The sequence below is a fragment of the Pseudomonas sp. NPDC089530 genome, assembly GCF_050280705.1.
GTDB lineage: Bacteria > Pseudomonadota > Gammaproteobacteria > Pseudomonadales > Pseudomonadaceae > Aquipseudomonas.
Window position 1 is genome coordinate 1 of the sequence record NZ_JBNNVU010000086.1, and the last position, 23,761, is coordinate 23,761.

20 protein-coding genes and 1 pseudogene are annotated in these 23,761 nt (G+C 65.4%); 8 read left to right on the plus strand and 13 right to left on the minus strand.

The genetic code is table 11. The features are described 5' to 3' along the window. Positions 1 to 182 precede the first annotated feature (182 nt). The 4 genes from ACQKQA_RS24265 to ACQKQA_RS24280 all read right to left on the minus strand — a co-directional run bounded on the left by ACQKQA_RS24265 (position 183) and on the right by ACQKQA_RS24280 (position 7,112). On the minus strand, positions 183 to 641 hold the full coding sequence (locus ACQKQA_RS24265; RefSeq protein ID WP_427563355.1) for an REP-associated tyrosine transposase: 459 nt from the start codon (positions 639 to 641) through the stop codon (positions 183 to 185). A gap of 572 nt (positions 642 to 1,213) precedes the next feature. Then, positions 1,214 to 4,378 carry an efflux RND transporter permease subunit gene (locus ACQKQA_RS24270; RefSeq protein WP_427563320.1) on the minus strand — a complete coding sequence of 1,055 codons (3,165 nt, stop codon included), beginning with the start codon at positions 4,376 to 4,378 and terminating at the stop codon, positions 1,214 to 1,216. A gap of 41 nt (positions 4,379 to 4,419) precedes the next feature. Then, positions 4,420 to 5,646 carry an efflux RND transporter periplasmic adaptor subunit gene (locus ACQKQA_RS24275; RefSeq protein WP_427563322.1) on the minus strand — a complete coding sequence of 409 codons (1,227 nt, stop codon included), beginning with the start codon at positions 5,644 to 5,646 and terminating at the stop codon, positions 4,420 to 4,422. Between the two features lie 200 nt (positions 5,647 to 5,846). Further along, positions 5,847 to 7,112 carry a TolC family protein gene (locus ACQKQA_RS24280; protein WP_427563324.1) on the minus strand — a complete coding sequence of 422 codons (1,266 nt, stop codon included), beginning with the start codon at positions 7,110 to 7,112 and terminating at the stop codon, positions 5,847 to 5,849. 388 nt (positions 7,113 to 7,500) lie between these two features. Here ACQKQA_RS24280 and ACQKQA_RS24285 point away from each other — a divergent pair, with 388 nt between their 5' ends. Beyond that, the gene (locus ACQKQA_RS24285; protein ID WP_427563325.1) at positions 7,501 to 8,175 is read left to right on the plus strand and encodes a heavy metal response regulator transcription factor; all 675 of its coding nucleotides are present in this window, start codon (positions 7,501 to 7,503) and stop codon (positions 8,173 to 8,175) included. Between the two features lie 171 nt (positions 8,176 to 8,346). Here the strand turns inward: ACQKQA_RS24285 and ACQKQA_RS24290 are convergent, their stop codons facing one another. The 4 genes from ACQKQA_RS24290 to ACQKQA_RS24305 form a co-directional block, all read right to left on the minus strand. Beyond that, on the minus strand, positions 8,347 to 9,252 hold the full coding sequence (locus tag ACQKQA_RS24290) for a cation diffusion facilitator family transporter (protein WP_427563327.1): 906 nt from the start codon (positions 9,250 to 9,252) through the stop codon (positions 8,347 to 8,349). 118 nt (positions 9,253 to 9,370) lie between these two features. After that, positions 9,371 to 9,919 carry a UDP-4-amino-4,6-dideoxy-N-acetyl-beta-L-altrosamine N-acetyltransferase gene (pseH, locus tag ACQKQA_RS24295; RefSeq protein ID WP_427563329.1) on the minus strand — a complete coding sequence of 183 codons (549 nt, stop codon included), beginning with the start codon at positions 9,917 to 9,919 and terminating at the stop codon, positions 9,371 to 9,373. A gap of 63 nt (positions 9,920 to 9,982) precedes the next feature. Further along, the gene (locus ACQKQA_RS24300; RefSeq protein ID WP_427563331.1) at positions 9,983 to 10,504 is read right to left on the minus strand and encodes a hypothetical protein; all 522 of its coding nucleotides are present in this window, start codon (positions 10,502 to 10,504) and stop codon (positions 9,983 to 9,985) included. Between the two features lie 229 nt (positions 10,505 to 10,733). Next, positions 10,734 to 12,056, minus strand: a complete 1,323-nt coding sequence (locus tag ACQKQA_RS24305; RefSeq protein ID WP_427563333.1) for an MFS transporter — start codon at positions 12,054 to 12,056, stop codon at positions 10,734 to 10,736. Between the two features lie 170 nt (positions 12,057 to 12,226). On the opposite strand from ACQKQA_RS24305, the gene panB reads away from it, so the two are divergent. Continuing rightward, complete coding sequence (gene panB / locus ACQKQA_RS24310) at positions 12,227 to 13,042, plus strand: 3-methyl-2-oxobutanoate hydroxymethyltransferase (RefSeq protein ID WP_427563335.1); 816 nt, start codon at positions 12,227 to 12,229, stop codon at positions 13,040 to 13,042. On the opposite strand, the gene ACQKQA_RS24315 is transcribed toward panB, so the two are convergent. Both ACQKQA_RS24315 and ACQKQA_RS24320 read right to left on the minus strand, forming a co-directional pair. After that, positions 13,030 to 14,412, minus strand: a complete 1,383-nt coding sequence (locus ACQKQA_RS24315) for a PLP-dependent aminotransferase family protein (RefSeq protein WP_427563337.1) — start codon at positions 14,410 to 14,412, stop codon at positions 13,030 to 13,032. The two genes, panB and ACQKQA_RS24315, sit on opposite strands and share 13 nt — an antisense overlap. A 4-nt stretch (positions 14,413 to 14,416) precedes the next feature. Continuing rightward, entirely contained in the window at positions 14,417 to 14,650 is a 234-nt protein-coding gene (locus tag ACQKQA_RS24320; RefSeq protein WP_427563339.1) for a helix-hairpin-helix domain-containing protein, read from the minus strand. 113 nt (positions 14,651 to 14,763) lie between these two features. Between ACQKQA_RS24320 and ACQKQA_RS24325 the strand changes: the two genes are divergently transcribed. The 3 genes from ACQKQA_RS24325 (at position 14,764) to ACQKQA_RS24335 (ending at position 19,426) form a co-directional block, all read left to right on the plus strand. Continuing rightward, entirely contained in the window at positions 14,764 to 16,182 is a 1,419-nt protein-coding gene (locus tag ACQKQA_RS24325; protein WP_427563341.1) for a short-chain fatty acid transporter, read from the plus strand. A 215-nt stretch (positions 16,183 to 16,397) separates the two neighbouring features. Next, complete coding sequence (locus tag ACQKQA_RS24330; RefSeq protein ID WP_427563343.1) at positions 16,398 to 18,089, plus strand: acid phosphatase; 1,692 nt, start codon at positions 16,398 to 16,400, stop codon at positions 18,087 to 18,089. 140 nt (positions 18,090 to 18,229) lie between these two features. Further along, entirely contained in the window at positions 18,230 to 19,426 is a 1,197-nt protein-coding gene (locus ACQKQA_RS24335) for a hypothetical protein (RefSeq protein WP_427563345.1), read from the plus strand. Positions 19,427 to 19,529: 103 nt separating this feature from the next. On the opposite strand, the gene can is transcribed toward ACQKQA_RS24335, so the two are convergent. Further along, positions 19,530 to 20,174 (minus strand): carbonate dehydratase, encoded by a 645-nt coding sequence (gene can / locus ACQKQA_RS24340; RefSeq protein WP_427563347.1) that lies wholly within the window; start codon positions 20,172 to 20,174, stop codon positions 19,530 to 19,532. Positions 20,175 to 20,324: 150 nt separating this feature from the next. Between can and ACQKQA_RS24345 the strand changes: the two genes are divergently transcribed. Then, positions 20,325 to 20,708: a serine kinase/phosphatase gene (locus ACQKQA_RS24345; RefSeq protein WP_427563348.1), complete on the plus strand. Its 384-nt coding sequence runs from the start codon at positions 20,325 to 20,327 to the stop codon at positions 20,706 to 20,708. Positions 20,709 to 20,733: 25 nt separating this feature from the next. Here the strand turns inward: ACQKQA_RS24345 and rimI are convergent, their stop codons facing one another. Next, positions 20,734 to 21,186 (minus strand): ribosomal protein S18-alanine N-acetyltransferase, encoded by a 453-nt coding sequence (gene rimI / locus ACQKQA_RS24350; protein WP_427563350.1) that lies wholly within the window; start codon positions 21,184 to 21,186, stop codon positions 20,734 to 20,736. Next, positions 21,179 to 21,964, minus strand: a complete 786-nt coding sequence (locus tag ACQKQA_RS24355; RefSeq protein WP_427563351.1) for an energy transducer TonB — start codon at positions 21,962 to 21,964, stop codon at positions 21,179 to 21,181. The genes rimI and ACQKQA_RS24355 overlap by 8 nt, the downstream gene beginning before the upstream one ends. 168 nt (positions 21,965 to 22,132) lie before the next feature. On the opposite strand from ACQKQA_RS24355, the gene mksB reads away from it, so the two are divergent. Together mksB and ACQKQA_RS24365 are read left to right on the plus strand one after the other, a co-directional pair. Then, positions 22,133 to 23,413, plus strand: a complete 1,281-nt coding sequence (mksB, locus tag ACQKQA_RS24360; RefSeq protein WP_427563353.1) for an Mks condensin complex protein MksB — start codon at positions 22,133 to 22,135, stop codon at positions 23,411 to 23,413. After that, a pseudogene (locus ACQKQA_RS24365) lies at positions 23,403 to 23,711 on the plus strand (condensin complex protein MksE); the annotation flags it as partial. The gene mksB and the pseudogene ACQKQA_RS24365, both read left to right, overlap by 11 nt. Positions 23,712 to 23,761 lie beyond the last annotated feature (50 nt).

A 23,761-nucleotide genomic window follows, 5' to 3' on the forward strand; every position in this document is an offset into this window, starting at 1 on the left:
GGACCTCTGGCGCCCTCAAGAACGGCGCCCGCTTCGCGGTCGATCGCAGCCTCGCGCTGCTCGGCAGCGGCTACAGGGATATCCACAGGCAGGGACAACGCGGACGATGTAGCCGCTGTCGAGCATTAGCGAGGCTGCGATAGGTCCGCAGGACCTCAGCGATCTCAAGAACAGCGCTACAGTCAAAGCCAGATGGTGTCCCAGAGGGGATAGTCGCCAGGGCGTTGAACAAGCCCCGCTCGCACCGGGTTGAAAATGATGTAGCGGGCAATGGCCTTCTGGTCTTCTTCCTTGCGCAGGGCGCGGTCGTGATAACCCTTTTGCCAAAGGCGCCCCTGACTGCCGAGGTACTGATTGATCAACAGGCTGCTCCTGGATTTGAAACGGCCCATCACTTCGCCCAGGGATTTGTCTCGCAATTCAAATAACCAGTGAATGTGGTCGGGCATCACCACCCAGGCCAATGAGCGCACACGCCTGGCTTCATGAATCTGCCTGAGCTGATCAACCACCAGGCGCCCCACCCGAACGTCGCGAAACATTGGTCGCCGTTGCTGAGTCACCACGGTAATCAAGTAGATGCGACCAGCTTCCGATACACGTCCTTTGAGTAGGCGGTAGCCATTAGAGTGGACAAGCAATCCTTCGCTCTCCATGCAGGTCAGTTACCTCAACCTAGACGCTCCTGCCTTAGCTGGCAGGCGCACTCTTTCAGCGAATGTTTCCTGATCTCCTGAACCACGACCGCAGGACCTCCTGCGCCCTCAAGAACGGCGCCCGCTTCGCGGTCGATCGCAGCCTCGCGCTGCTCGGCAGCGGCTACAGGGATATCCGCCGGCAGAGACAACGCGAACGATGTAGCCGCTGTCGAGCGCTAGCGAGGCTGCGATAGGTCCGCAGGACCTCCTGCGCCCTCAAGAACGGCGCCCGCTGCGCGGTCGGTCGCAGCCTCGTGCTGCTCGGCAGCGGCTACAGGGATATCCGCCGGCAGGGACAACGCGGACGATGTAGCCGCTGTCGAGCGCTAGCGAGGCTGCGATAGGTCCGCAGGACCTCTGGCGCCCTCAAGAACGGCGCCCGCTGCGCGGTCGATCGCAGCCTCGCGTTGCTCGGCAGCGACTACAGGGATATCCGCAGGCAGGGACAAACGCGGCTACAAAGAAAACCCCGCCTGCGGGTGACGGAGGCGGGGTTGGGTGAGGCTGAGCGGGGCTCAGTCGTTCAGCAGATCTTGCAGCTCTCGCTCTTCCTCCTTGCGGTGCGCCCAGTGGTAGAGCGCCGGCAGTACCAGCAGGGTCAGGGCGGTGGAGGAGATGATGCCGCCGATGACCACGGTGGCCAGCGGCCGCTGCACCTCGGCGCCGGTGCCGGTGGCCAGGGCCATGGGGATGAACCCCAGCGATGCCACCAGGGCGGTCATCAGCACCGGCCGCAGGCGGGTCAGCGCGCCTTCGTTGACCGCCGCCGCGAGCAGGCGCCCATCTTCGCGCAGGTTGCGGATAAAGGCGATCATCACCAGGCCGTTGAGCACCGCCACCCCCGACAGCGCGATGAACCCCACCCCCGCCGAGATCGACAGCGGTATATCCCGCAGCCACAGGGCCATGATCCCGCCGGTCAGGGCGAAGGGAATCCCGGTGAACACCAGCAGCCCGTCCTTGAGGTTGTTGAACATCATGAACAACAGCCCGAACACCAGCAGCAACGCCACCGGCACCACGATTTCCAGGCGCTTGGACGCTTCCTGCAGTTGCTCGAACTGGCCGCCCCAGGTGATCCAGTAGCCTGTCGGGATCTTCACCTGAGCGCCTATGGCCTGGGTCGCCTCTTCGACGAAGGAGCCCATGTCCCGCCCGCGCACGTTGGCGCTGACGATCACCAGGCGCTTGCCGTTCTCGCGGCTGACCTGCGCCGGGCCGAGCACCAGGTCGACACTGGCCACCTCCGACAGGGCGATGAACCCCAGCTGCCCATTGGCACTGCCCGCGGTCGCCGCCACCGGAATCAGCAGCCGCGACAGCCCGTCGATGTCGGTGCGCAAGTTATCGGCCATGCGCACCAGCATGTCGAAGCGCCGGTCGCCCTCGTACAGGATGCCCGCCTTGCGCCCGCCCACGGCGATCGCCACCGCGTCCTGCACATCGCCGACGTTGAGGCCGAAACGGGCCGCCTTGTCGCGGTCGACATTCACCGTCAGCACCGGCAGGCCGGTGGTCTGCTGCACCTTCACTTCCGCTGCGCCGTCGATCTTCTGCAAGGTCTGCGAGATCTGCTCGGCGGTCTTGTTCAGCACGTCCATGTCGTCGCCGAAGACCTTCACCGCAACATCGCTGCGCACCCCGGAAATCAGCTCGTTGAAACGCAGCTGGATCGGTTGCGACAACTCGTAGACGTTGCCCGGCAGGCTGTTGCTGGCCCGCTCGATGTCGGCAATGATCGCCTCCCGCGACTTGTTCGGGTCCGGCCATTGTTCCTTGGGCTTGAGCATCAGGTAGGCGTCGGAAATGTTCGGCGGCATCACGTCCGAGGCAATCTCGGCGGTCCCGGTACGGGCGAACACCCGCTCGATTTCCGGCACCTGGGCCAGCAGGGTTTTCTCCAGGGCCTTCTGCATTTCCACCGACTGCGTAAGGCTCGCATCGGGCACGCGCATCGCCTGCTGGGCGAAGTCGCCTTCGCTGAGGCTGGGGATAAACTCACTGCCCATGCGACTGGCCACCAGGCCCGAGACCAGCACACTGAGAAACGCCAGACCAAAGGCCAGGGAGCGATGGCTCATCACCCAGTTCAGCACCGGCTCGTAACCGCGGCGGGCACCGCGCATGACGAAGTTCTCCTCCTCCTTGACCTTGCCGGTGACGAACAGCGCGATCGCCGCCGGCACGAAGGTCACCGACAGGATCATCGCCCCCAGCAGGGCGATCACCACGGTGAAGGCCATCGGGTGGAACATCTTCCCGGCCACCCCGGACAGGGCGAAGATCGGCAGGTACACCACCATGATGATCAGTTGCCCGAAGATCAGTGCCCGCCGTGCTTCCTTGGCCGCGGCGAAGACTTCGTGCAGGCGTTCGGAGCGGGTGAGCATGCGCCCGTGGTGCTGCTGGGCGTGGGCCAGGCGGCGGATGGCGTTCTCGACGATCACCACCGCGCCGTCGACGATGATGCCGAAGTCCAGCGCGCCGAGGCTCATCAGGTTGGCGCTGACCTTGTTGGTGAACATGCCGGTGAAGGTGAACAGCATGGCCAGCGGGATCACCATCGCGGTGATCAGCGCCGCGCGGATATTGCCCAGGAACAGGAACAGGATAGCGATGACCAGCAGCGCGCCTTCGACCAGGTTCTTCTTCACCGTGGCCACGGCCTTGTCCACCAGGTTGGTGCGGTCGTACACGGTGACCGCCGTCACCCCCTCGGGCAGCGAGCGGTTGATCTCGGCGAGTTTTTCCGCCACCACCCTGGACACCGTACGGCTGTTTTCCCCCACCAGCATGAACACCGTGCCCAGCACCACTTCGCGGCCGTTTTCGGTGGCCGCGCCGGTGCGCAGCTCACGGCCGATATCCACGGTGGCCACGTTGCTGACGCGAATCGGCGTGCCGTCCACGGTGTTGATCACGATGTTGGCGATGTCCTCGATGGACTTGACCTGCCCCGGCGCACGGATCAGCAACTGCTGGCCGTTGCGCTCGATATAGCCGGCGCCGACGTTGGCGTTATTGCGGTCCAGGGCGGTCATCAGGTCGCTCAGGGTCAGGTTGTAGGCCGCCAGGCGCTTGGGGTCCGGGGCGATCTGATAGAGCTTGGCGAAACCGCCGATGGTGTTGATCTCGGCCACCCCAGGCACGTTGCGCAACTGCGGGGCAATGACCCAGTCCTGGATCACCCGCAGGTCGGTCGGGGTATAGGCCGTGCCGTCCTCCTTGAGCGCGCCGGGCTCGGCCTCCACCGTCCAGAAGAAGATCTCGCCGAGGCCCGTGGAGATTGGCCCCATGCTCGCCTCCACCCCTTCGGGCAGCTGCTCGCGGGCCACCTGCAGGCGTTCGTTGACCAGTTGCCGGGCGAAGTACAGGTCGGTGCCTTCCTTGAAGATCACTGTCACCTGGGACAGGCCCGAGCGCGAGGTCGAGCGGGTCTGCTCCAGGCCCGGCAAACCGGCCATGGCCACTTCCACCGGGTAGGTGATGCGCTGCTCGGTTTCCAGCGGCGAGTAGCCGGGCATGCTGGCGTTGACCTGGACCTGGACGTTGGTGATGTCCGGCACCGCGTCGATCGGCAGTTTCTGATAGCTGCCGATGCCCACGGCGGCCATCAGCAGCACCGCCAGCAGCACGACGATGCGCTGCTCGATGGCGAATTGAATGATGCGTTCAAACATGGGAAGTCACTCTCCAGGGAAACACTCGCGGATAAGGCGTATCAATGGCCATGCTCGGCCGAGCCTTTGCCCAGTTCGGACTTGAGGATGAAGCTGCCGGTGGTCGCCACCTGCGCCCCGGCCTGCAGCCCTTCCTTGATTTCGACGAAACCGCCCTCGCTGCCGCCCAGCACCACCGGCGTGGCCTGGAAGCCATCGGCGACGCGCACGAACACCGAGGGTTTGTCTTCCACGGTCTGGATCGCGTCCTGCGGCACCGTGACACCAGCCTGGTAGGTGTCGGTCGCCACCTGCACCGAGACGAACAGCCCCGGACGCCACAGGTCATCCGGGTTGGGCACGGTGACCCGCACCGTCGCGGTCCGGGTCTGCTCCCCCAGCAGGCTGCCGACATAGGCCACGGTGCCCTGCACCTGGGTGCCCAGCTCGGTGGACTGCACCCGCACCGGCTTGCCCACCCGGACCTTGTTCAGGTCCTTGGGGAACACACCGAAAGTGACCCAGACCCGGGACAGGTCGGACAGGGTGAACGCCGCCGTGGTCTCGCCGACGACCTCGCCGACGCTCAGGTGTTTTTCCACCACCACGCCATCGAACGGCGCGCGCATCTCATAGCGGTTGCCGCCCGCCAGCACCGTGCTGCCGCTCAGGGCGGTCATTTTCTGCCGGGCGTTGTTCAGGGCGATTTCCGCCTCCTGCAGGGTCTGCCGCGCCAGCAGATAATCCTGCTCGGCGGAGATCTGGTCGACCCACAGCTGGCGCTCGCGCTGGAAGGTGGTGCGCGCCAGCTCGACCCGGCGCTCGGCGGCGGCCAGCTCGCTGCGCTGGTCGGAAATCTGCTGGCTGGCGATCACCGCCAGCAGGTCGCCCTTCTTCACCGTCTGGCCAAGATTGGCCGCCACCGACTCCACCACCCCGGCAGCGCGCGGCACCACGTGCGAGGTGCGGTCCTCGTCGAAACGGATCTCCCCCGGCAGCGTCAACAAGCTGCTGAGGTCCCGTGGCCCGGCCGCGGCCAGCCGAATGTCGGCGGCCTTGATCTGCTCGGCGCTGAGTTCGACCTTGCCCTCTTCCTCGGCGTGGCCCCCGCCCTCGGCCTCCTCACCGTCCTGGTGGGTCTCGCCGTCCTTGTGGCTGTCCGCCTGGGCCGCGGGTTTCGCTTGCGCGGCCACCGGTGCCCCCTGGAACGGGCCCTGCCACATCAACCCAGCCACGCCCAGCGCGACCGCCACGGCCAGCGCCAAGGCCATGCTTCGTTTCTTGTCCATGAATGCTCCTGAAAAAATCGACTCGACGCGCCCTCCGGCAACAACGACGCGTCATGAGGTCTGTGGAAAAAAGAAATCCCCCAACGCCCGATGCAGTTCATGCAGGCACCAATGGGGCGTCCCCTCCTCGGCCCGGGCCGGCGCACTGCAGTCCACGAGCAGCAGCCCGCCCAGGCACAAGAGGACGAACAACAGCGTTTTCACAGCGTGCGGTCGGCGCCGGCGAGGTCGCCGTAGATGCGCTCGATGCGCACCCAGGCGTCGGTGGACTGGGCCACGGCCGCGATGTACTGGGTGCGGGCGCTGATCAGCGTGCGCTGGGCGTCGAGCACCTCGATAAAGTTGAACTTGCCCATCTCGAAACCGCGGGTGGCGGTATCCACGGCGTTCTGCGCGGCCGGCAGGATCACCCGGTTGAACGACTGCACTTCTCTGCTGGCGGTGTTCCACTGATCGAGGGCCTGACGGGTTTCGGTGCGCAGGCGCAGTTCCGCGGCATTGCGCAGATCCCGGGCCTGATCGGCGCGGCGTGCGGCCGACAGCACGTTGCCCTGGTTGCGGTTGAACAGCGGCAGCGGCATCGACACCCCGACCAGGTTGACCCGCTCACGCTTGCTGGCGTCGTACTGGCTGCCCACGCTGATATCGAGGTCGGGAATCCGTTGGGCCTTCTCCAGTCCCAGGGAAGCTTCGCGCTGCACCACCTGCATCTCGGCCAGGCGCAGTTCGGTGGTCTGTGGCAGACGGTCCAGCAACTGCGCCGAGGGCGGCAGCGACGGCAAGGCGCTGGCCGGCTCCGCGACCGCGCTGAAGTCGGTGCTGGCGGCGCCGGTGACGGTCGCCAGTTGGCGATAGGCGCTGGTCCGGTCCATCTCGGCGCGGCTCAGTTCCAGACGCACTTCCGAGAGCTGGACCTGGGCCCGGGTGGCCTCCACGGGCGAAGCCTTGCCGGCGCTCACCCGCCCCTGGGCCACCGTCAGGCCGCGCTCGGCCAGGGCCAGGGAACGGCCGGCCAAGTCGCTGCGCTCCTGGGCGCGCAAAGCGCCGTAAAAGGCCGCGATTACATCGGCGCGCAGTTGGTTGCGCTGGCGTTCCAGCTCCAGCGCCGCGGCATCCTGGGCCCGGCTGGCGACATCGACCCGCGCCCCGCGCTTGCCCCCCAGCTCGAGGGTCTGGCTGAGCTTGACAGTGGTGGTGCGCGTGCTGCGGCGGGTGTCCTCGGCATCCCAGGACAACACCGGATTGGGGATCAGCCCGGCCTGCTGCCGACCGCCCTGGGCGATGTCGATCTCCCAGCGCGCGGCTGCCAGGTCCGGATTGTTGGCGAAGGCATTGGCCAGGGCACTGTCGAGGCTCAGCACGGGGTTTTCCGCCGCCGCGGCCTGCTGCATCGAGGCACTGGCCAACAACAGGAGGCCGGACACTGCGCCGACTATCCAGGCAAGTTTTTTAATGGTGGTTGGCATAACGCGTTCTGGCCCCTTACCGGTGCAGAGTTACGGCACAGGCTGAGCGGCGCGAGGCATTCGAAGCGACCCGACACCTCAACACCGCGCCCATAAAACAACTAACAGGTGAGTATTAAGTGCCGGCCAAATGTAGCGTTCAGTACTTATCGCCAGGGTGGCGCAAAGATTACAAATCCGTTAGCAAGCGCTCTGGGACGGGCTTCTGTATTAACATCCGGGCAGTCGACTCAACAGCAGTTGCAATAAGCCAGCAACTTGAAACATAGAGAAACAACTTCTCCCCGCAACAGCATTTCAAAACTTCGAAAGTTGAACGGCGCAGCCCGTTACTTCCCAGGAATTTATTGCACTTCTTCACTGCAGCAAACACCGAGGCTAATTCAGCATGCGCATTCTGGTGATCGAGGATGAACCGAAAACCGCCGACTACTTGCATCAGGGATTGAGCGAAAGCGGCTACGTTGTCGATTGCGCCAGCAATGGCGCCGACGGCCTGCACCTGACCCGCCAGTACGCCTACGACCTGGTGATTCTCGACGTCAATCTGCCGGAGCTGGACGGTTGGGGGGTGCTGCAGCGCATTCGCCAGGACAGCAATACGCGGATCATGATGCTCACCGCCCAGGGTCGGCTGGTCGACCGGATCAAGGGCCTGGACCTGGGCGCCGACGATTACCTGGTCAAGCCCTTCGAGTTTCCCGAGCTGCTGGCGCGGGTGCGCAGCCTGTTGCGGCGCAGCGAGCAGTCGCCGACCCCGGATGTGTTGCGGGTCGCCGACCTGGAACTGGACCAGGGCCGCCATCGGGCCTTTCGCGGCAATCAGCGCATCGACCTGACCACCAAGGAATTCGCCCTGCTGCACCTGCTGATGCGCCAGAGCGGCGTGGTGCTGTCACGCACCCAGATCATCTCGTTCGTGTGGGACATGAATTTCGATTGCGACACCAATGTGGTCGAAGTCTCGATCCGCCGCCTGCGGGCCAAGATCGACGACCCGTTCGACAGCAAACTGATCCACACCCTGCGCGGTGTCGGCTACGTGCTCGAAGAGCGCGATTGAAGCAAAGGCGGCGCCCGCTGCGTCGGAGTGCCGCCCAAGTCGATCGCAGCCTCGCGTTGCTCGACAGCGACTACAGGGGCGGCAGGCACAATCGGTGTAGCCGCTGCCGAGCTCCGGCGAGGCTGCGATAGGTCCGCAGGACCTCCGGCGCCCTCAAGAGCGGCGCCGGAATCAGTGCACGTGCTCTTCGTGCCCCTGTTCGTGGAAGCCGGCCTGTTCGACCTGGACCGTCACATGGGAGATGTCGAACCGTTCATGCATCAGCTCGGTGACTTCGGCCAGGATCTGTTGCTCACTGCGCCGCCCCAGGTCGGCCACCAGGTGCGCGCTCATCACGTTCTTGCCGCTGGTCAGGGCCCACAGGTGCAGGTCGTGAATGTCCGTCACCCCGTCGATGGCGCGGATGCCCTGCTCCACCTGATCGATATCCAGGCCGTCCGGCACGCCTTGCAGCAACACGTTCATGCTTTCCCTGAGCAGCGTCCAGGTACGCGGCAGCACCCAGAAACCGATGGCCGCCGCCACCAGCGAGTCGACCCAACCCCAGCCGGTGTACATGATCACCAGCGCCGCGACGATCACGCCGATGGAGCCGAGCATGTCGCTCCACACCTCCAGGTAGGCGCCCTTGACGTTGAGGCTCTCGTCGCTCGCCGAGGACAGGAGGCGCATGGAAATCAGGTTGACGATCAGCCCCAGCAGCGCGATCACCAGCATCCCCGTCGACTGGATTTGCGCCGGCTCGGACAAGCGCTGCCAGGCCTCATAAAGGATGTAGAAGGCCACCACGAACAACAGGATGGCGTTGAACGCCGCGGCGAGAATCTCGAAGCGCGCATAGCCGAAGGTGCGCTTGCGGTCGGCGGCGCGCTTGCCGACCTGGATCGCCACCAGGGAGATCGCCAACGCCAACGCGTCGGTCATCATGTGCGCGGCATCGGACAGCAGCGCCAGGCTGCCGGTGACGAAGGCGCCGATCACCTCGGCGATCATGAAGCTGCCCGTCAGCCCCAGGGCCATCCATAACTTGCGTTCGTGCCCGGCCCGAACCTGTCCGTGACTGTGTCCTGCGCCCATGAAAGCCCCCTATCTGTGAAAACATCGTGGCTGATGATAGCCGCCCCGGACCGCGTCCCCGGGCCACATGACGAAATGGTCATGCCGTCGACAGAAGACGGTTATCCGCGGCGGGCCTTCAGCGCCCCAGCCGCGCCATGACCGCGAGCATCTCCGGGCGCCGAGCGGCCCATTCCTCGCGGGTGATGCCGAGCAGCACCACGTCGATGCGCCGGCCGTCCTTTTCGACGTTCTGCCGGCGCACGCCCTCGAGGGTGAAACCGAACTTCTGGTGCAGGCGGATCACCGCCTGGTTCAGCGCCAGCACCTCGCAGTTGAGCTTCTCCAAGCCCGCCACACCAAAGGCATGATCGAGCAGCCAGAACTCCAGCTGGCTGCCCAGGCCCTTGCCCTGCAAACCGCTGTCCAGGTAGAAGGCCCAGTCGGCGCTCTTGTGCAGGGCATTGATCGCATTCAGCGACACCACGCCGCTGGCGACACCCTCCTGCAATACCACGAACACCGACTGCCGCGGATTGCCCGCCAGCGAGTCGAGCCAGGCCCGGTGTTCGGCCTGGGAAATCTCGTGGGAGGTGTACATGTACTTGCGCACATCCGGCTGATTGCGCAACTCGCGGACCCGCGCCTGCACCTCGACGGATGTCTCGAGTATCGGCACTACCTGCATGGCATGGCTCCTGGCCAGAAACGAATGCCGCACAGCCTAGGGGCAACGCTGCCCAGCGGCAATTCAAAAGATCCCGGCACGGGGCGCGGACTTGCGCTGGCGCACCCGGTGCAGGCCGAAGCAAACCAGGCTGCTGCCGAAGGCAAAGCCCAGCATGCCCGACGGCGACTCGCGCTCGCGGCGGCTGTCCAGGCATTCCGTGGCACTGGCGCACTGCGCGCTGCACAGCTGCTGGCCATCGAGGTTGCAGGTCAATAGTGCGTCGCGCAGATGGGTGAAGCTCACCCTATGCCCCAACAACCGGTCATGGTCGGCGTTCAGGTAGCTGATGCCGCGAACCACCTTGAGGCGGGTGTATTCGCCGCTGTCCGCGTCCTCCACCAGCACTCCGCCGCGGTCGACATACAGCACCTTGCCGGTGAGGGATTCGACGCTGGCGCCGTCCAGCCCGTAATCGACCAGGTTGAACACCCACAGGTACAGCAAGACAAAGAACAGGCCGAGGCCAAATGACAACCACGCCGCCTGCAACAACAGCGGCAACCGCGAGAAATCGCGCAGGGAACACAGGACGGACCGGATCAAGGCAGCTCCCGAAAACTGGCGCGTGGGCCGCGCGTTATTTTTTTCGAGAGATTAGCGGGTTAATGGGCCTTGGCTAAGCACAACTTTCGGCGACCCTGGCCCGGCGAACAGCCGGGCTGGCGGCGAAGGCTCTAGGCCGCGTAACCCGGCGGCTACCAGTGTTTTCGCGGCTGGAAAAATTTACCCTCGCAGCGCTCCGACAGGAACGAGATCGCCAGCGATAGAACCCTCAGGACCCCGCACAGACCCCAGGCGTTCCGGCACTGGCCAGCCGGGGCAGGCGCGCGCCGAAGTACCCTGCGCTGAGCACGCCCACCGCCCCCATCACCGCGCAGAACATCACACAGATCCACGGGCTCCAGGGCATCAGGCCGATCAGCAGCAAGGGCGTGAGACTCGCCCACAACGCATAGGCAATGTTGTAGGTAAAGGAAATGCCGGAGACGCGGATCCGCGCCGGGAACAGCCCGACCATCACCGACGGCACCGCGCCCACCACGCCGCAGCCAAGGCCGGCGATGGCGTAGGCCAGGCCGACCCAGGTGCCGCCGCCGATCAGGCAGCCATAGAGCAGGCCGATGCCCAGCGGCAGCAACAGGCTGTAGAGCATCACCGTGCGCCAGGCACCCATGCGGTCGACCAGCAGCCCGGCCAGCACGCAGCCGATGTTCAGGAAGACGATGCCCAGGCTGCTCAGGGCGAAGGTGTGGCTGGCGCTCATGCCGAAGGTTTTCTGCATCATGGTCGGGGTGATGACCACGAACACCACCACCGCCGAGGTCAGCACACAGGTGAGCAACGCCGCTGGTAACAGGGCCAGGCGATGCTCGCGCAGCACGGTGCGCAGCGGCAGTTCGACGGCGCTGTCGCGCTGCTCCTGCATGGCCATGAACACCGGGGTTTCACTGAGCCAGCGGCGCAGCCAGACCCCGATCACGCCGAACACCCCGCCGAGCAGGAACGGATAACGCCAGGCGTGATCGAGGATCTCCGCCGGGGTGAAGAGTTGCGCCAGCAGGGTCGCGGTCAGCGCGCCGATCAGGTAGCCGAAGGTCAGCCCGGCCTGCAGGAAGCCCAGGGCATAACCACGATGGCCGGCCGGTGCGTGCTCGGCGACGAACACCCAGGCGCTCGGCACTTCACCGCCCACCGCCGCGCCTTGCAGCACCCGCAACGCCAGCAGCAACAGCGGCGCGAAGTAACCGATCTGCGCGTAGGTCGGCATGATGCCGATCAGCAGGCACGGCAAGGCCATCATCAGGATGCTCAGGCTGAACACCTTCTTGCGCCCCAGGCGATCGGCGAAGTGGGCCATGAATATGCCGCCCAGCGGGCGCGCCAGGTAGCCGGTGACGAAAATCCCGAAGCTCTGCAACAGCCGCAGCCACTCGGGCATTTCCGGCGGAAAGAACAGCTGGCTCAGGGTCAGGGCGAAAAACACGAAGATGATGAAATCGTAGATTTCCAGGGCGCCGCCCAGTGCCGCCAGGCCCAGGGTCTTGTAGTCGGACCGGGAAAACGGCGCCGGCCGCGCGTCGGGGATCAGGGACATAAAGCCACTCGGTATTGGGCAGAATTCAAGGCGCCCATGGTCTACGCAAACGCCGCGAGGGACAACCGCAACACCCCTCTGGGTCGGTTTTTAGCGCGATCCTGTGCATTGAATCGCCGCCGCAGACACCAATAATCGGCGACTTTCCCACCCGTGACAGGAAAGCCACCATGAGCATCCATACCCGCAGCAAACGCCTGACCGTACCGCAACTGGTGGCCATGAAAGGCCGGCAGAAAATCGTCTCCCTGACCGCCTACACCAGCCACATGGCGCGCCTGATGGACCCGTTCGTCGACTTCGTGCTGATCGGCGACTCCACGGCCATGGTCGGCTACGGTCGCACCTCCACCCTGGACATGAGCCTGGAAGAGATCATCGGCCACACCCGCGCCGTGGTCGCCAGCACCCGGTTGGCCTGTGTGATCGCCGACATGCCGTTCGGCAGTTATCAGGAGTCGCCGCAACAGGCCTACCGCAACTGCGCCGAGGTGCTGGCGCGCACCGGCTGCGATGCCCTCAAGCTCGAAGGCGGGCAGGCCCTGGCGCCGACCGTGGAGTTCCTGGTGCAGCGCGGGATCCCGGTGATGGCCCATATCGGCTTGATGCCCCAGTACGTGAATGTCATGGGCGGCTTCAAGGCCCAGGGCCTGAACGACGCCACGGCCCGGGCCATCGAGGCCGACGCCCGTGCCCACCTTGAAGCCGGAGCGTTCAGCCTGCTGCTGGAAGGGGTGGCGGAAAACCTCGCGCGGCGCCTCAGCGATATCTCACCGATGCCGACCATCGGCATCGGCGCCTCCCCCGCCTGCGACGGCCAGGTACTGGTGACCGAGGATCTGCTGGGCCTGGGCGGGCCCCAGGTGCCGCGCTTCGTCAAGCAGTACGCCGATGTCGGGGCGCTGATCAGCCAGGCCTGCGAGCAGTTCGCCGCCGAGGTGCGCGACGGCCGCTTCCCCGAAGCACGACACTGCTACGGCATCTGATCGATAGTCCGTGCCAGGCGTTGCACCGCACCCGCGATGTCCTGGCGCCAGTCGAGGGTGAAACTCAGGCGCAGGTGATGACGCCAGAGCCCTTGCAGGCTGAACATCTGCCCCGGGGCGATGACGATCCCCTGGCCCAGCAGTTGCTCATGGACCTGGGCCATGTCCACTGGCCGCGTGGCCTCGGCCCAAAGGGTCGCGCCCCCGGCAGGGATGAGCACACGCAACTGCTCGGCGGCGTGTTCGGCCAGCACCCCCTGCATCTGCCCCATACGTTCGCGTAGCACGCCGCGCAATCGAGCCAGGTGCTGATCGACGCGGCCGCTGCCCAGCAGTTTGGCCACAGACTTCTGGCGGATCGGCGACAAGCGGAACGCGCGCTCGAGAAAGCGCCGCTGCAACCCTGCGCCCTGGCCACGGCACAGCACGTAGCTGAAGGGTGCCTCGGCACCGATGAGCTTGTCGAAGGTGGAAAACACCAGCAGCCGCTCGGGATCGGCGTAATCGCGATAACGCGCCGGCTCCGGGGTGAAACAGAACTCGCCATAACTGTCATTTTCCAACAGCCAGATGCCGCGCTCCCCCAGCCAGCGGCACAGCTGCTGTTTGTCCGCCGCAGGCATCAGGCTGCCGTGGGGTGCGTTCAGCGTCGAGGACAGCAGCGCCAGGCGCACGGGTTCCCGTTGCAGCAGCTCATGCAGCCGCTGTCGATCGAAGCACCCCACGGCGTCCAGCGGCAACTCGATCACCCGGATATTCGCCGCCTGCAATTGCCGCAGGATCGCCCAGGAACAGGGCGACTCCACCAGGGCGACGCTGCCGTTCAGCGCCAGGGCATCCAGCGACAATGCCAGCACCGCGCGCAGGTCCGTACCGAGAAACACCTGTTCGGCCTGCCAGTAATCCGTGGTCGAACGGGTGTAGCGCTCGGCCAGCGCCGTGCGCAATTCTGCTTCGCCAAACGGCTGGTACAGCGGCGCCTGGGAGCGCGGGTACTGGCGCATCAGCTCGCGCTCGAGCGTCAACAGGGGCTGGTCCAGGGACAGCAACATCGCCGGGGCGTCGCTGCACAGCGCCAGCATTCCGGGCTGGCGGGCGCAGGCATAGACCCGCTCCGGCAGGTCCGTATCCGGCGCCAGCCCTGGTGCCGGCACGGGGCGGCTGAAGTAGCCCTGCTTGGGCCGGGCGTAGATCCGCCCTTCGTCTTCCAGCAATCCATAAGCGTACTTGGTGGTGGAGACCGAGACCTTCAGACGCAGGGCCAGGGCGCGCAATGACGGCAGGCGCTGCTCGACCGCGCTGGCCCCGTCCAGCCACTCCGCCAGGTAGCGGTAGACGGCCTGATAGGCAAAAGGCTTTTCCCGGCTCACCGCCTCAGGCGCTCTTGGCCAGGGCGATCGCGGCCTGGATCGCCGCCCGCGCCTGGGGGCTGTTTTTCCAGCAACTGGAGCCGACCAGGGCCGAGGCCCGGGTGACGATTTCCAGGGCGTCGGCCCGGGCCAGTTCGGCGAGGGAATCGATGCCCAATTGTTCGAGGCGGGCGATCACGGTTTCGCCGACACCCTTGAGCTTGAGCAGCGCCTGGCGTTCTTCGAGGGGAAATGGCATGTACTTCAGTCCTTTGCAGTGGTGACCGTTTGTCGCATTCTTGCACGGTTTTCGGCCGCCCGATCCGGGGCGACCGACTTCCTGAAAAACATAAAAAGACTTGAGGTACCGACGTGTCCACAGACATACAAGACAGCCGCTCTGCCCGTTTTGCCCTGCGCTGCTCGAACTGGGCCGAGCGCTGGTTCCCCGATTCCTGGGTGTTCGCCGCGCTGGCGGTGATCATCGTGGCCCTGGCCACCCTGGCCATGGGCGCCAAGCCCACCGACACCGCCATGGCCTTCGGCGACGGCTTCTGGAGCCTGATTCCCTTCACCATGCAGATGGCGTTCGTGGTCATCGGCGGTTACGTGGTCGCCAGTTCGCCGCCGGCGGTGAAGCTGATCGACAAACTGGCGCGCATCCCGAACAACGGCCGTTCCGCCGTGGCCTGGGTAGCGCTGATTTCCATGGTCGCCTCCTTGCTCAACTGGGGCCTGTCCCTGGTATTCGGCGGGCTGCTGGTGCGGGCCCTGGCCCGGCGTGCCGAGCTGCGCATGGACTACCGCGCCGCCGGCGCCGCGGCCTACCTGGGCCTGGGCGCCGTCTGGGCCCTGGGCCTGTCCTCGTCCGCCGCGCAACTGCAGGCCAACCCGGGCAGCCTGCCGCCGTCGATCCTGGCGATCACCGGGGTGATTCCGTTCACCCAGACCATCTTTCTCTGGCAGTCGGGCCTGTTGCTGCTGGCCTTGATCGTCGTCTCGCTGGTCATCGCCTATGCCACCGCGCCGGGCCCGAACTCGGCGCGGGATGCCCAGGCCTGCGGCATCGATCCGAGCTTCAGCATGCCCAAGCCGCAACCGCGCAACCGCCCCGGCGAATGGCTGGAATACAGCCCACTGCTGACTATCCTGCTGGCCCTGCTGGCGGCCGGCTGGCTCTACCACGAGTTCGCCACCAAGCCGGCGATCACCGCAATTTCCGGGCTCAACACCTACAACTTCCTGTTCCTGATGGTCGGCGCGCTGCTGCACTGGCGCCCACGCAGCTTCCTCGAAGCGGTGGCCCGCGCTGTGCCGACCACCACCGGGGTGCTGATCCAGTTCCCGCTGTACGGCTCCATCGCCGCGCTGCTGACCGTGGTCAAGGGCGTCGACGGCCAGACCCTGGCCCACCACATCTCGACCTTCTTCGTGCAGATCGCCTCCCACGACACCTACGCGTTGCTGATGGGCATCTATTCGGCGGTGCTGGGCTTCTTCATCCCGTCGGGCGGCGGCAAGTGGATCATCGAGGCGCCCTACGTGATGCAGGTGGCCAACGACCTGCAATACCACCTGGGCTGGGCGGTGCAGATCTACAACGCCGCCGAGGCGCTGCCGAACCTGATCAACCCCTTCTATATGTTGCCGCTGCTGGGGGTGCTGGGGCTAAAGGCGCGGGACCTGATCGGCTTCTCCTTCGTCCAGTTGCTGGTGCATGCGCCGCTGGTGCTGGTGCTGCTGTGGGCGCTGGGCACCACCCTGAGCTATATGCCGCCCGTAGCCCCCTGATCTTTTGCTGACAGCTCGCTCCCCCCTGTGGGAGCGAGCTTGCCCGCCATCCCGGGCAATCCGTCCCAAAGCCCTACAGCCCTTCCAGCGCTCCCCTACCTCCGGAAAAGCCCCGTCCCAGAGCCTTTTCTGTAGTATTTCCGTCATATACGGTTGCTACCGTGCAGCCGAAATACTTTGTTACGAATTGATCGACAGACAACCAGGGACCCGGCATGAGCGACGAACACTCGAAAGACACGGCACAAACGGAGCAGCCCACCGACACCAGCCGCCGGCGTTTTCTCGGTGGCGTGGCGGTGCTGGGCGTGGGCGCGACACTCAGCGCCTGCAGCCACTCCGAGCACCCCCCGGGCAAGCCGGTGGAACGTCCGTTGTCGCCCGCCGAGCTGGACCGGGCACTACGCGCCAACGTCAAGAACGTGGTGGTGATCTATGCCGAGAACCGCAGTTTCAACAACCTGTTCGCCGATTTCCCCGGCCTGGAACAACCGCTCTCGGCCCTCAAACCCGCCGACTACCAGCAACGCGACCGCGACGGCAGCCTGCTGCCAGGCCTGCCGCCGGTCTGGGGCGGGCTCGCCCAGGTCGGGCCCCAGGCCCTGGATGGCGTGACCTACCCGGTCGGCACCCAGTACCAGGAACACCTGCCCAACGCGCCCTTCGCCCTCAAGGGCCCGGATGGCGAGGACCTGCCCCTGAGCCTGGTCACCCGCGACCTGTGGCACGTGTTCTACCAGAACCAGATGCAGATCAACGGCGGCAAGAACGACGGCTTCGTCGCCTGGGCCGACTCCGGCGGCCTGCCCATGGGCTATTACGCCCAGAGCCGCTACTCGTTGCGCCTCTGGGATGTGGCCCGGGAGTTCGTGCTGTGCGACAACTTCTTCCAGGGCACCTTCGGCGGCTCGTTCCTCAACCACCAGTACCTGATCAGCGCCGCCGTGCCCTTCTACCCGGATGTCGCCCACTCGGTGGCCAAGCCGCAGATCGCCACCCTGCAGAGCGACGACCCGCGCGACAGCCGCCTCAAGCCGCTGGAGCAGTCCCCGGCCAGCGCCATGAGCGGCCCCCCGCAATTCGGCCCGAGCCTGCTGACCCCGGACGGCTATGCGGTGAACACCATGGCCCCGCCGTACTGGCCGACCTGGATCCGCGACCCCGAGCGCCCGGCCTATGCCAAGGCCGACCTGCCCAACGTACTGGTGCCGCAACGCCACGACACCATCGGCGACAAGCTGTCGCGCAAGGACATCGACTGGGCCTGGTACGCCGGCGCCTGGCAGGTCACCCTGGACGCCTACAAGGACTCGGCGGGGATTCCGAAGATCCCCAACTTCCAGTACCACCACCAGCCGTTCAACTACTTCGTCCAGTTCGGCCCCGAGCATCCGAACGAACGCAACCGTCACCTGCGCGACGCGGGCCTGGGCGACGAGTCGGCCAGCAACCGCTTCTTCGCCGACGCCGAGGCCGGCAAGCTGCCGCCCGTGACCTTCTACAAACCCCAGGGCAACCTCAACATGCACGCCGGTTATGCCGATGTGGCCGCGGGCGACCGGCATCTCGTACGGGCCCTGAAGGTCCTGCGCGAAAGCCCGCAGTGGCAGAACATGGTGGTGATCGTCACGGTCGATGAAAACGGCGGCTGGTGGGACCACGTCGCCCCGCCCCAGGGCGACCGCTGGGGGCCCGGGACCCGCGTGCCCGCGCTGGTGGTGTCGCCGTTCGCCCGCAAGGGCACGGTGGACCACACTGTGTACGACACCGCGTCGATCCTGCGGCTGATCACTCGGGTGTTCCAGCTGGAACCGCTCGATGGCCTCAAGCAACGGGACGCGGCGATGATCGCCCGGGGGCAGGCGCCCATGGGCGACCTGAGCAACGCCCTGCACTTCCCGGCCTGAGCCCGATGGCGGCGGCCACACCGGCCGCCGTCGAGGCAGAAAAAAAAGATTTATCCCACCGGTTTCCTTGTCACCCGCTACTGTTCCAGTATGGAAACGCACCCCGCACAGACGGGACCAACGCTGACAAGGAGCCAAGCATGTTGAAAATCGCAGGACTGTCCTTACCCCTGGCTTTAGCCACCCTGACCCTGAGCAGCCTGACCATGAGCACCATGGCCCAGGCCAATGTCGACCTGAAGCTGGGCAACACCGAGCGGGTCACCCAACTCTTCGCCTATCCCAACAACTGCAGCGTGATCTGCTTTCGCAACTGGACGCTGGAGCAGACCGTCGAGCACTACCTGACCCAGAGCGTGAAACGCGACGGCTACAGCACGGCCAAGGTCAAGGTCAAGACCACCAACAACCAGCTGTACGCCAGCATCAGCGGGGTCCCGAAGGGCTATGACAAACCCCTGACCGCCTTGCTGAATGCCGGCGACCTGGCCCATCAAGGCGCCAGCAAGCTCAACGCCGACGGCAAATGGTCCTACAGCTGGTATTTGTTCCTGCCCCTGGGCATGGCCCTGGAAAACCGCAAGAGCGTCGAGCTGCTGCACTTCCCGCCGGACTACTCGCTGACACAAGCCCAGGACTACCTGAAATCGGCCACCACCGACCGCTGGGCCACCCTGCTCACCGCCAACAACATTCCGGCCGACCAGACACCGGGCTACCAGACCATCGTCGACATTGCCCCGATCGCCGCTCCGGCCACCGCCGGCAAGGACCTGGAAGGCGTCTACGGCTACTTCCAGGACTACCAGACCACCATGGTCAAGCAGGTCAGCCAGAACGCCAGCGGCGGCGCCCTGCCGATGGTGGCGTTCGGTGCGCCGGTGCGGAACTGGATCAAGCAGCAATACGGCGCCACCGTGAGCGTACTGGGCCTGGCGCAGATCAGCCCGAGCGCGGGCCTGAACGTGCCGGTGCTGGGCTCCAACCACCCGAGCTATATCTGGTACGCGGCGGACCCGGCGAACTACAACGATGATGAAGCCAAGGCCGACGCAGCTGGCCTGAAGGTGATGGGGCAGGATCTGAGCGCTGCCTGCTGGCAGGCCGGGATGGGCAGCAAGCCGGGCAGCGATCCGGCGGCGCAGCTCAAAAGCTGCACCCAGACCTGGCAAGTGACCCAGAAAGAACAGACCTGCGAGATGTTCTACACCTCGGTCCGTAAACTGACGCAAGAGCAGGCCCAGGCCAAATGCGCCAGCGCGCCGGTGAAAAGCCAGCTGGAGCAGCTGAAGGCGCCGGCGCCGTCGATGAGTGCCGAGGCACCGCCGCATATCTGACGGATCAGCGCTAACGGCTACACCCCCATCGCGAGGCAGCTCGCCCCTGCAGAAAGCACATCATCTGTAGGGGCGAGTTGCCTCGCGATCGGTTTTCAGGGCCTCAGAGCGCCCCGACCGGACGCAGGCGATACTGCGGCGGCAGCTGCTCGAAGCCGCTGATGGTTGCGTTCAGGCTCTTCCAGCGACCGTCCTTGATGCCATAGATGCAACCGTGGATCGACAGGCTCTGCCCGCGATGCCAGGCGTTCTGCACGATGCTGGTGTGACCGACGTTGGCCACTTGCTGGATCACGTTCAGCTCGCAGAGGCGGTCGACCCGCTCCTCCTCGGTGGCCAGTTGCGCCAGCGCTTCGCGATGTTCGTAGTACAGGTCGCGAATCGACCGCAGCCAGCCGTCGATCAGGCCCAGCTGGCGATCCTGCATCGAGGCGCGCACCCCGCCACAGCCATAGTGGCCGGTGACCAGGATGTGTTTGACCTTGAGCACGTCCACCGCGTACTGGATCACCGACAGGCAATTGAGGTCGGTGTGCAGCACCACGTTGGCCACGTTGCGGTGTACGAACAGGTCCCCGGGGAGCATGCCGACGATCTCGTTGGCCGGTACACGGGCGTCCGAACAGCCGATCCACAGGTATTCCGGCGTTTGCTGGCGCGCCAGCTTGGAGAAGAAATCAGGATCTTCCTGCTTGATCGCTTCTGCCCAACGCTCGTTGTTATCAATCAGGTCTTGTAGTTCGTTCATGCTGTTCAGCCTCAGGATTGATGCGTTGTTCTGACAGACGACCTTCCGTCGGGGTCACGTATGCCGGTGCAGATACCGCTTATCCATCCTTGGGAATCTTCAAGGTCCCGGCAGGTCAACCCTCTAAGCCCCGAAGTATGAGCAATCGCCATGACCGAATCACGACGTCCTTATGATGCGCCTCAACCCGAGCCCATCGACGACAACGAAGACCGCATGGGCTCCATGGAAGAGCTGGATTTCGACGAAGACGAACCCGCCACCCGGGTCGGCGACCCTGTGGAGCATCGTACGCCCGGCAAGCGCCCCCATGGCACCCGCCTGACCGGCAACGCCGACGATGAACCCGACGACGATGAGCTGAGCCCGGAAAACCTGATCCACGAAGACGGTGCCCGCTCCCCCCATGAAGCCGGGGAAGACGAGCCCGCCGACTGGGAGCTGAGCATCGTCGGTGAAAACGAGATCGGCGGCGGCAATGGCCTGGACGAAGCCGAACTGGCCCGCCGCGACCCGCTGGACGGCAAACGCTAGGCCCGTCCAACTGCAGGAGCGGTGTTCAATCGACCAGGGTACAGGCCATCACCAGCGCATCTTCCCGCCCGCCTACCGCCGGGTAGTAATCGCGGCGGCGACCGACTTCGTTGAAGCCGTAACGCTCGTACAGGCGATAGGCGGTCTGGTTACTGGAACGCACTTCGAGGAAACACTCGCGCGCGTCTTTCTGATAGGCGCGCTTCATCAGCTCTTCCAGCAGGCGCAGGCCCAGGCCACGGCCCTGGCTTTCCGGCTTGACGGTGATATTGAGCAGGTGGGCCTCGTCGATGATCACCTGGATCACCCCATGGCCAACCTGCTGGCTGCCTTCGAACATCAACCAGACTTCATAGGACTTCAGGGCGTCGGTGAAAATGCCGCGGGTCCAGGGATGGCTGAACGCCGCATATTCGATTTTCAGGATGGCATCCAAATCCGCCGCAGTGGCCTGGCGGAACGATAAAGCGTCACTCATTGCTACTTTTCCAGCGCGCCATCAGCCGACGCATGGCTTGCCAGACATCAGCCTTACGCTGTGGCTCTTCCATTAATAATTCCAGCCCCGGCAACGCCCAGGCCGACCCCAGGCCTTCGACCTGGAGCTCACGGTTGTAGGATTGCGCATCGACCTCGCCGGCAAAACGCATGGCCGGCAGGCCGATCAGCCACAGGCAGACGCAAGGCTCCTCTTCGACCCGCGCGCCGACGAAAGCCTGGACGAAATCCCGCGCCGCATCCGGCCCCTGGTCGAGGTTGCCGCGGGTCAGCAACGGCCAGCGCACCGGCTCGCCGACGATCTGCGGGCTGTCCGGCAGGCCGGCGGCGCGCAGCATGTCCTTGAGCAGCAGATAGGCCGGATCGCGGCGCTGGAAGGCTTCGCCTGTGGGTAACTCCACCAGCAGCAGGCAGCTACCGGCTCGCAGCAATTGCAGGGCGAAACGCGGTGGCGGCACGGGCGGGGCCTTGACCGGCGCAGGGGCTTCCTCCGCCTCGATCACCGGCTTGCTGACCGGACGAACGGCAGCACTGGCGGGACGTGGCACTTCGATTTTCGGCCGCTCGGCGGGCCTGGCCGCCGGTTCCGCCACCGCCTTGGCCACGGGCACCGGGGCTGCCGGGGTCTCGACCACGGGCTCGGCAATCACCAGCAACTCGGGACGGGACGGCGCCGCAAAGGGCAATTCGGTGCGCGGCAGCCAGCTGACCACCTGCATGGCGGACAGATAAGCGCGACGGCGGGACTCGATAAGCAAAGGTCGGCCACTTGTGGATAACTGAAGTGGGGGGATTCTACCGTCCTTCGGCGAAGATCGCCCGCAGTTGATGCGCCGTAAATACGCCAGTCCGGACCGAGGGTGAATAGTCAGGCTCGCGATGCAGTACAATCGCCGCTTTTCATTGCCAACCAGCCGGCCATTCCGATGATCGAACCCAAGCGCGTGTTGCGCGCCCTCGCCGAACACTGGGCACTTCTGGAGCCACTGTGCGAGCACTTCGACCAAGGCACCCTGAGCCTCGCCGAACTGCGTTCACAGCTGGCCACCCAGCAAATCGACAGTACGCCACAGGACATTACCAACCTGCTGGACGTGTGGATTCGCCTGGATATCCTGGTTCCGGTGGCGAAAAGCCCGAACCGTTTCGAACTCAACGCGCAGATCCACGACTTCCTCGCCTACCTGCGGCGCGAACACCGCCTGGGCCTGTGCCTGGAAATCGAAGCCTACCTGCGCCACCTCGAACGCCTGGCCGGTTACATCCAGGACGCCTTCGACATCCGCGACGGCCATGACCTGGCCCGTCAGCTGCGCCTGCTCGACATGCGCGTGCGCGATGTGCTGAAAAAGCTCGCCAACGACGAACAGGCCCTGGTGGCCGTCGCCGAGCGGGCCAAGACCAGCGACCGGCAGATCCCCCTGCGCCAGCGTTACGCCGAGGTCCTGGCCACCTGGGACGAATACGTCGAGCCGATGATCCAGCTGGTGAACGCCGACGGCGCCTTCGAGCAAGGCGTGCGCAAGGTCGAGAACGTCCTGCTGCGCATGCTCACCGAGCAGCAGCGCCTGGGCCACCTGGTGGACGACGACATGCTGCTGCGCACCCACGCGCGGATCCTGGAAATGCAGACCAGCGCCCAGCTGACCCTGCGCCACGCCCGGGAACTGCTGCTGCCGCTGCGCGAAGAAGCCCGCCGGCACAACGCCGTGACCCGCGGCGCGGCCCTGGCCCTGTCGGCCATCCGCCGCAAGGGCATCGATGCCGTGCCGCAAGCGGCGATGCCGCTGTTCACCCGCCCGCAAAGCACCTTCCTCGGCAGCTCCGGCCAGGTCGAAGCCTATGTCTATGCCCTGGCCCGCTTCGAGCCGAAGCCGACACGCTTCCCCAAGGCCCACAAGACCCACAAGGGCGGCGACGCGCCACGGGCGCCGCGCACGGTCCGCGAGATGCTCGAGCGTTGCGAAGACGCACTGCCGATGCCGGACCTGATGAGCTGGCTGCTGGAACAGGAGCCGGACGGCGCCACCGACGAGCTGCTGTACTGGTTCTCCCGCCTGTCCCGGGAAAAACGCTTCAAGCGCGAGCGTCTGGAACGCCGCGAATACCACACCCACGAGCACCAGGTCAGCCTGCGCTCCTTCGCCCTGCTCTCGGCCCGCGACGAGGCGGCCGAGAATTCCGCGAGCACTCCCCATGCATCTTGATCTTTCCGAACTGTCCCAGCTGGCGCCGATCTTTCGCGAGCTGTTCAAGGGTTATCACGTCAGCCGCCGCGACCCGGAGCTGTACGCCCAACTGTCGAACTTCCAGGACCAGTACCGCACCCTGTTCAAGGCCCTGGGCTTCGAACTGGTCTGCGATACCCGCGGCTTCTACTACTTCGTGCCGGAGAACGCCGCCGCCCAGGTGAACAAGACTGCCCAGCGTCTGGCGTTGTTCACCTTCATCCTGGTGGAGCACCTGGCCGACCAGGGCCGCGACCCGGTCGCCGTGCTCGACGGGGCCCGACCCAGGAATTGAGCAGCGCGGTCGGGCAACTGATACGCACCAGG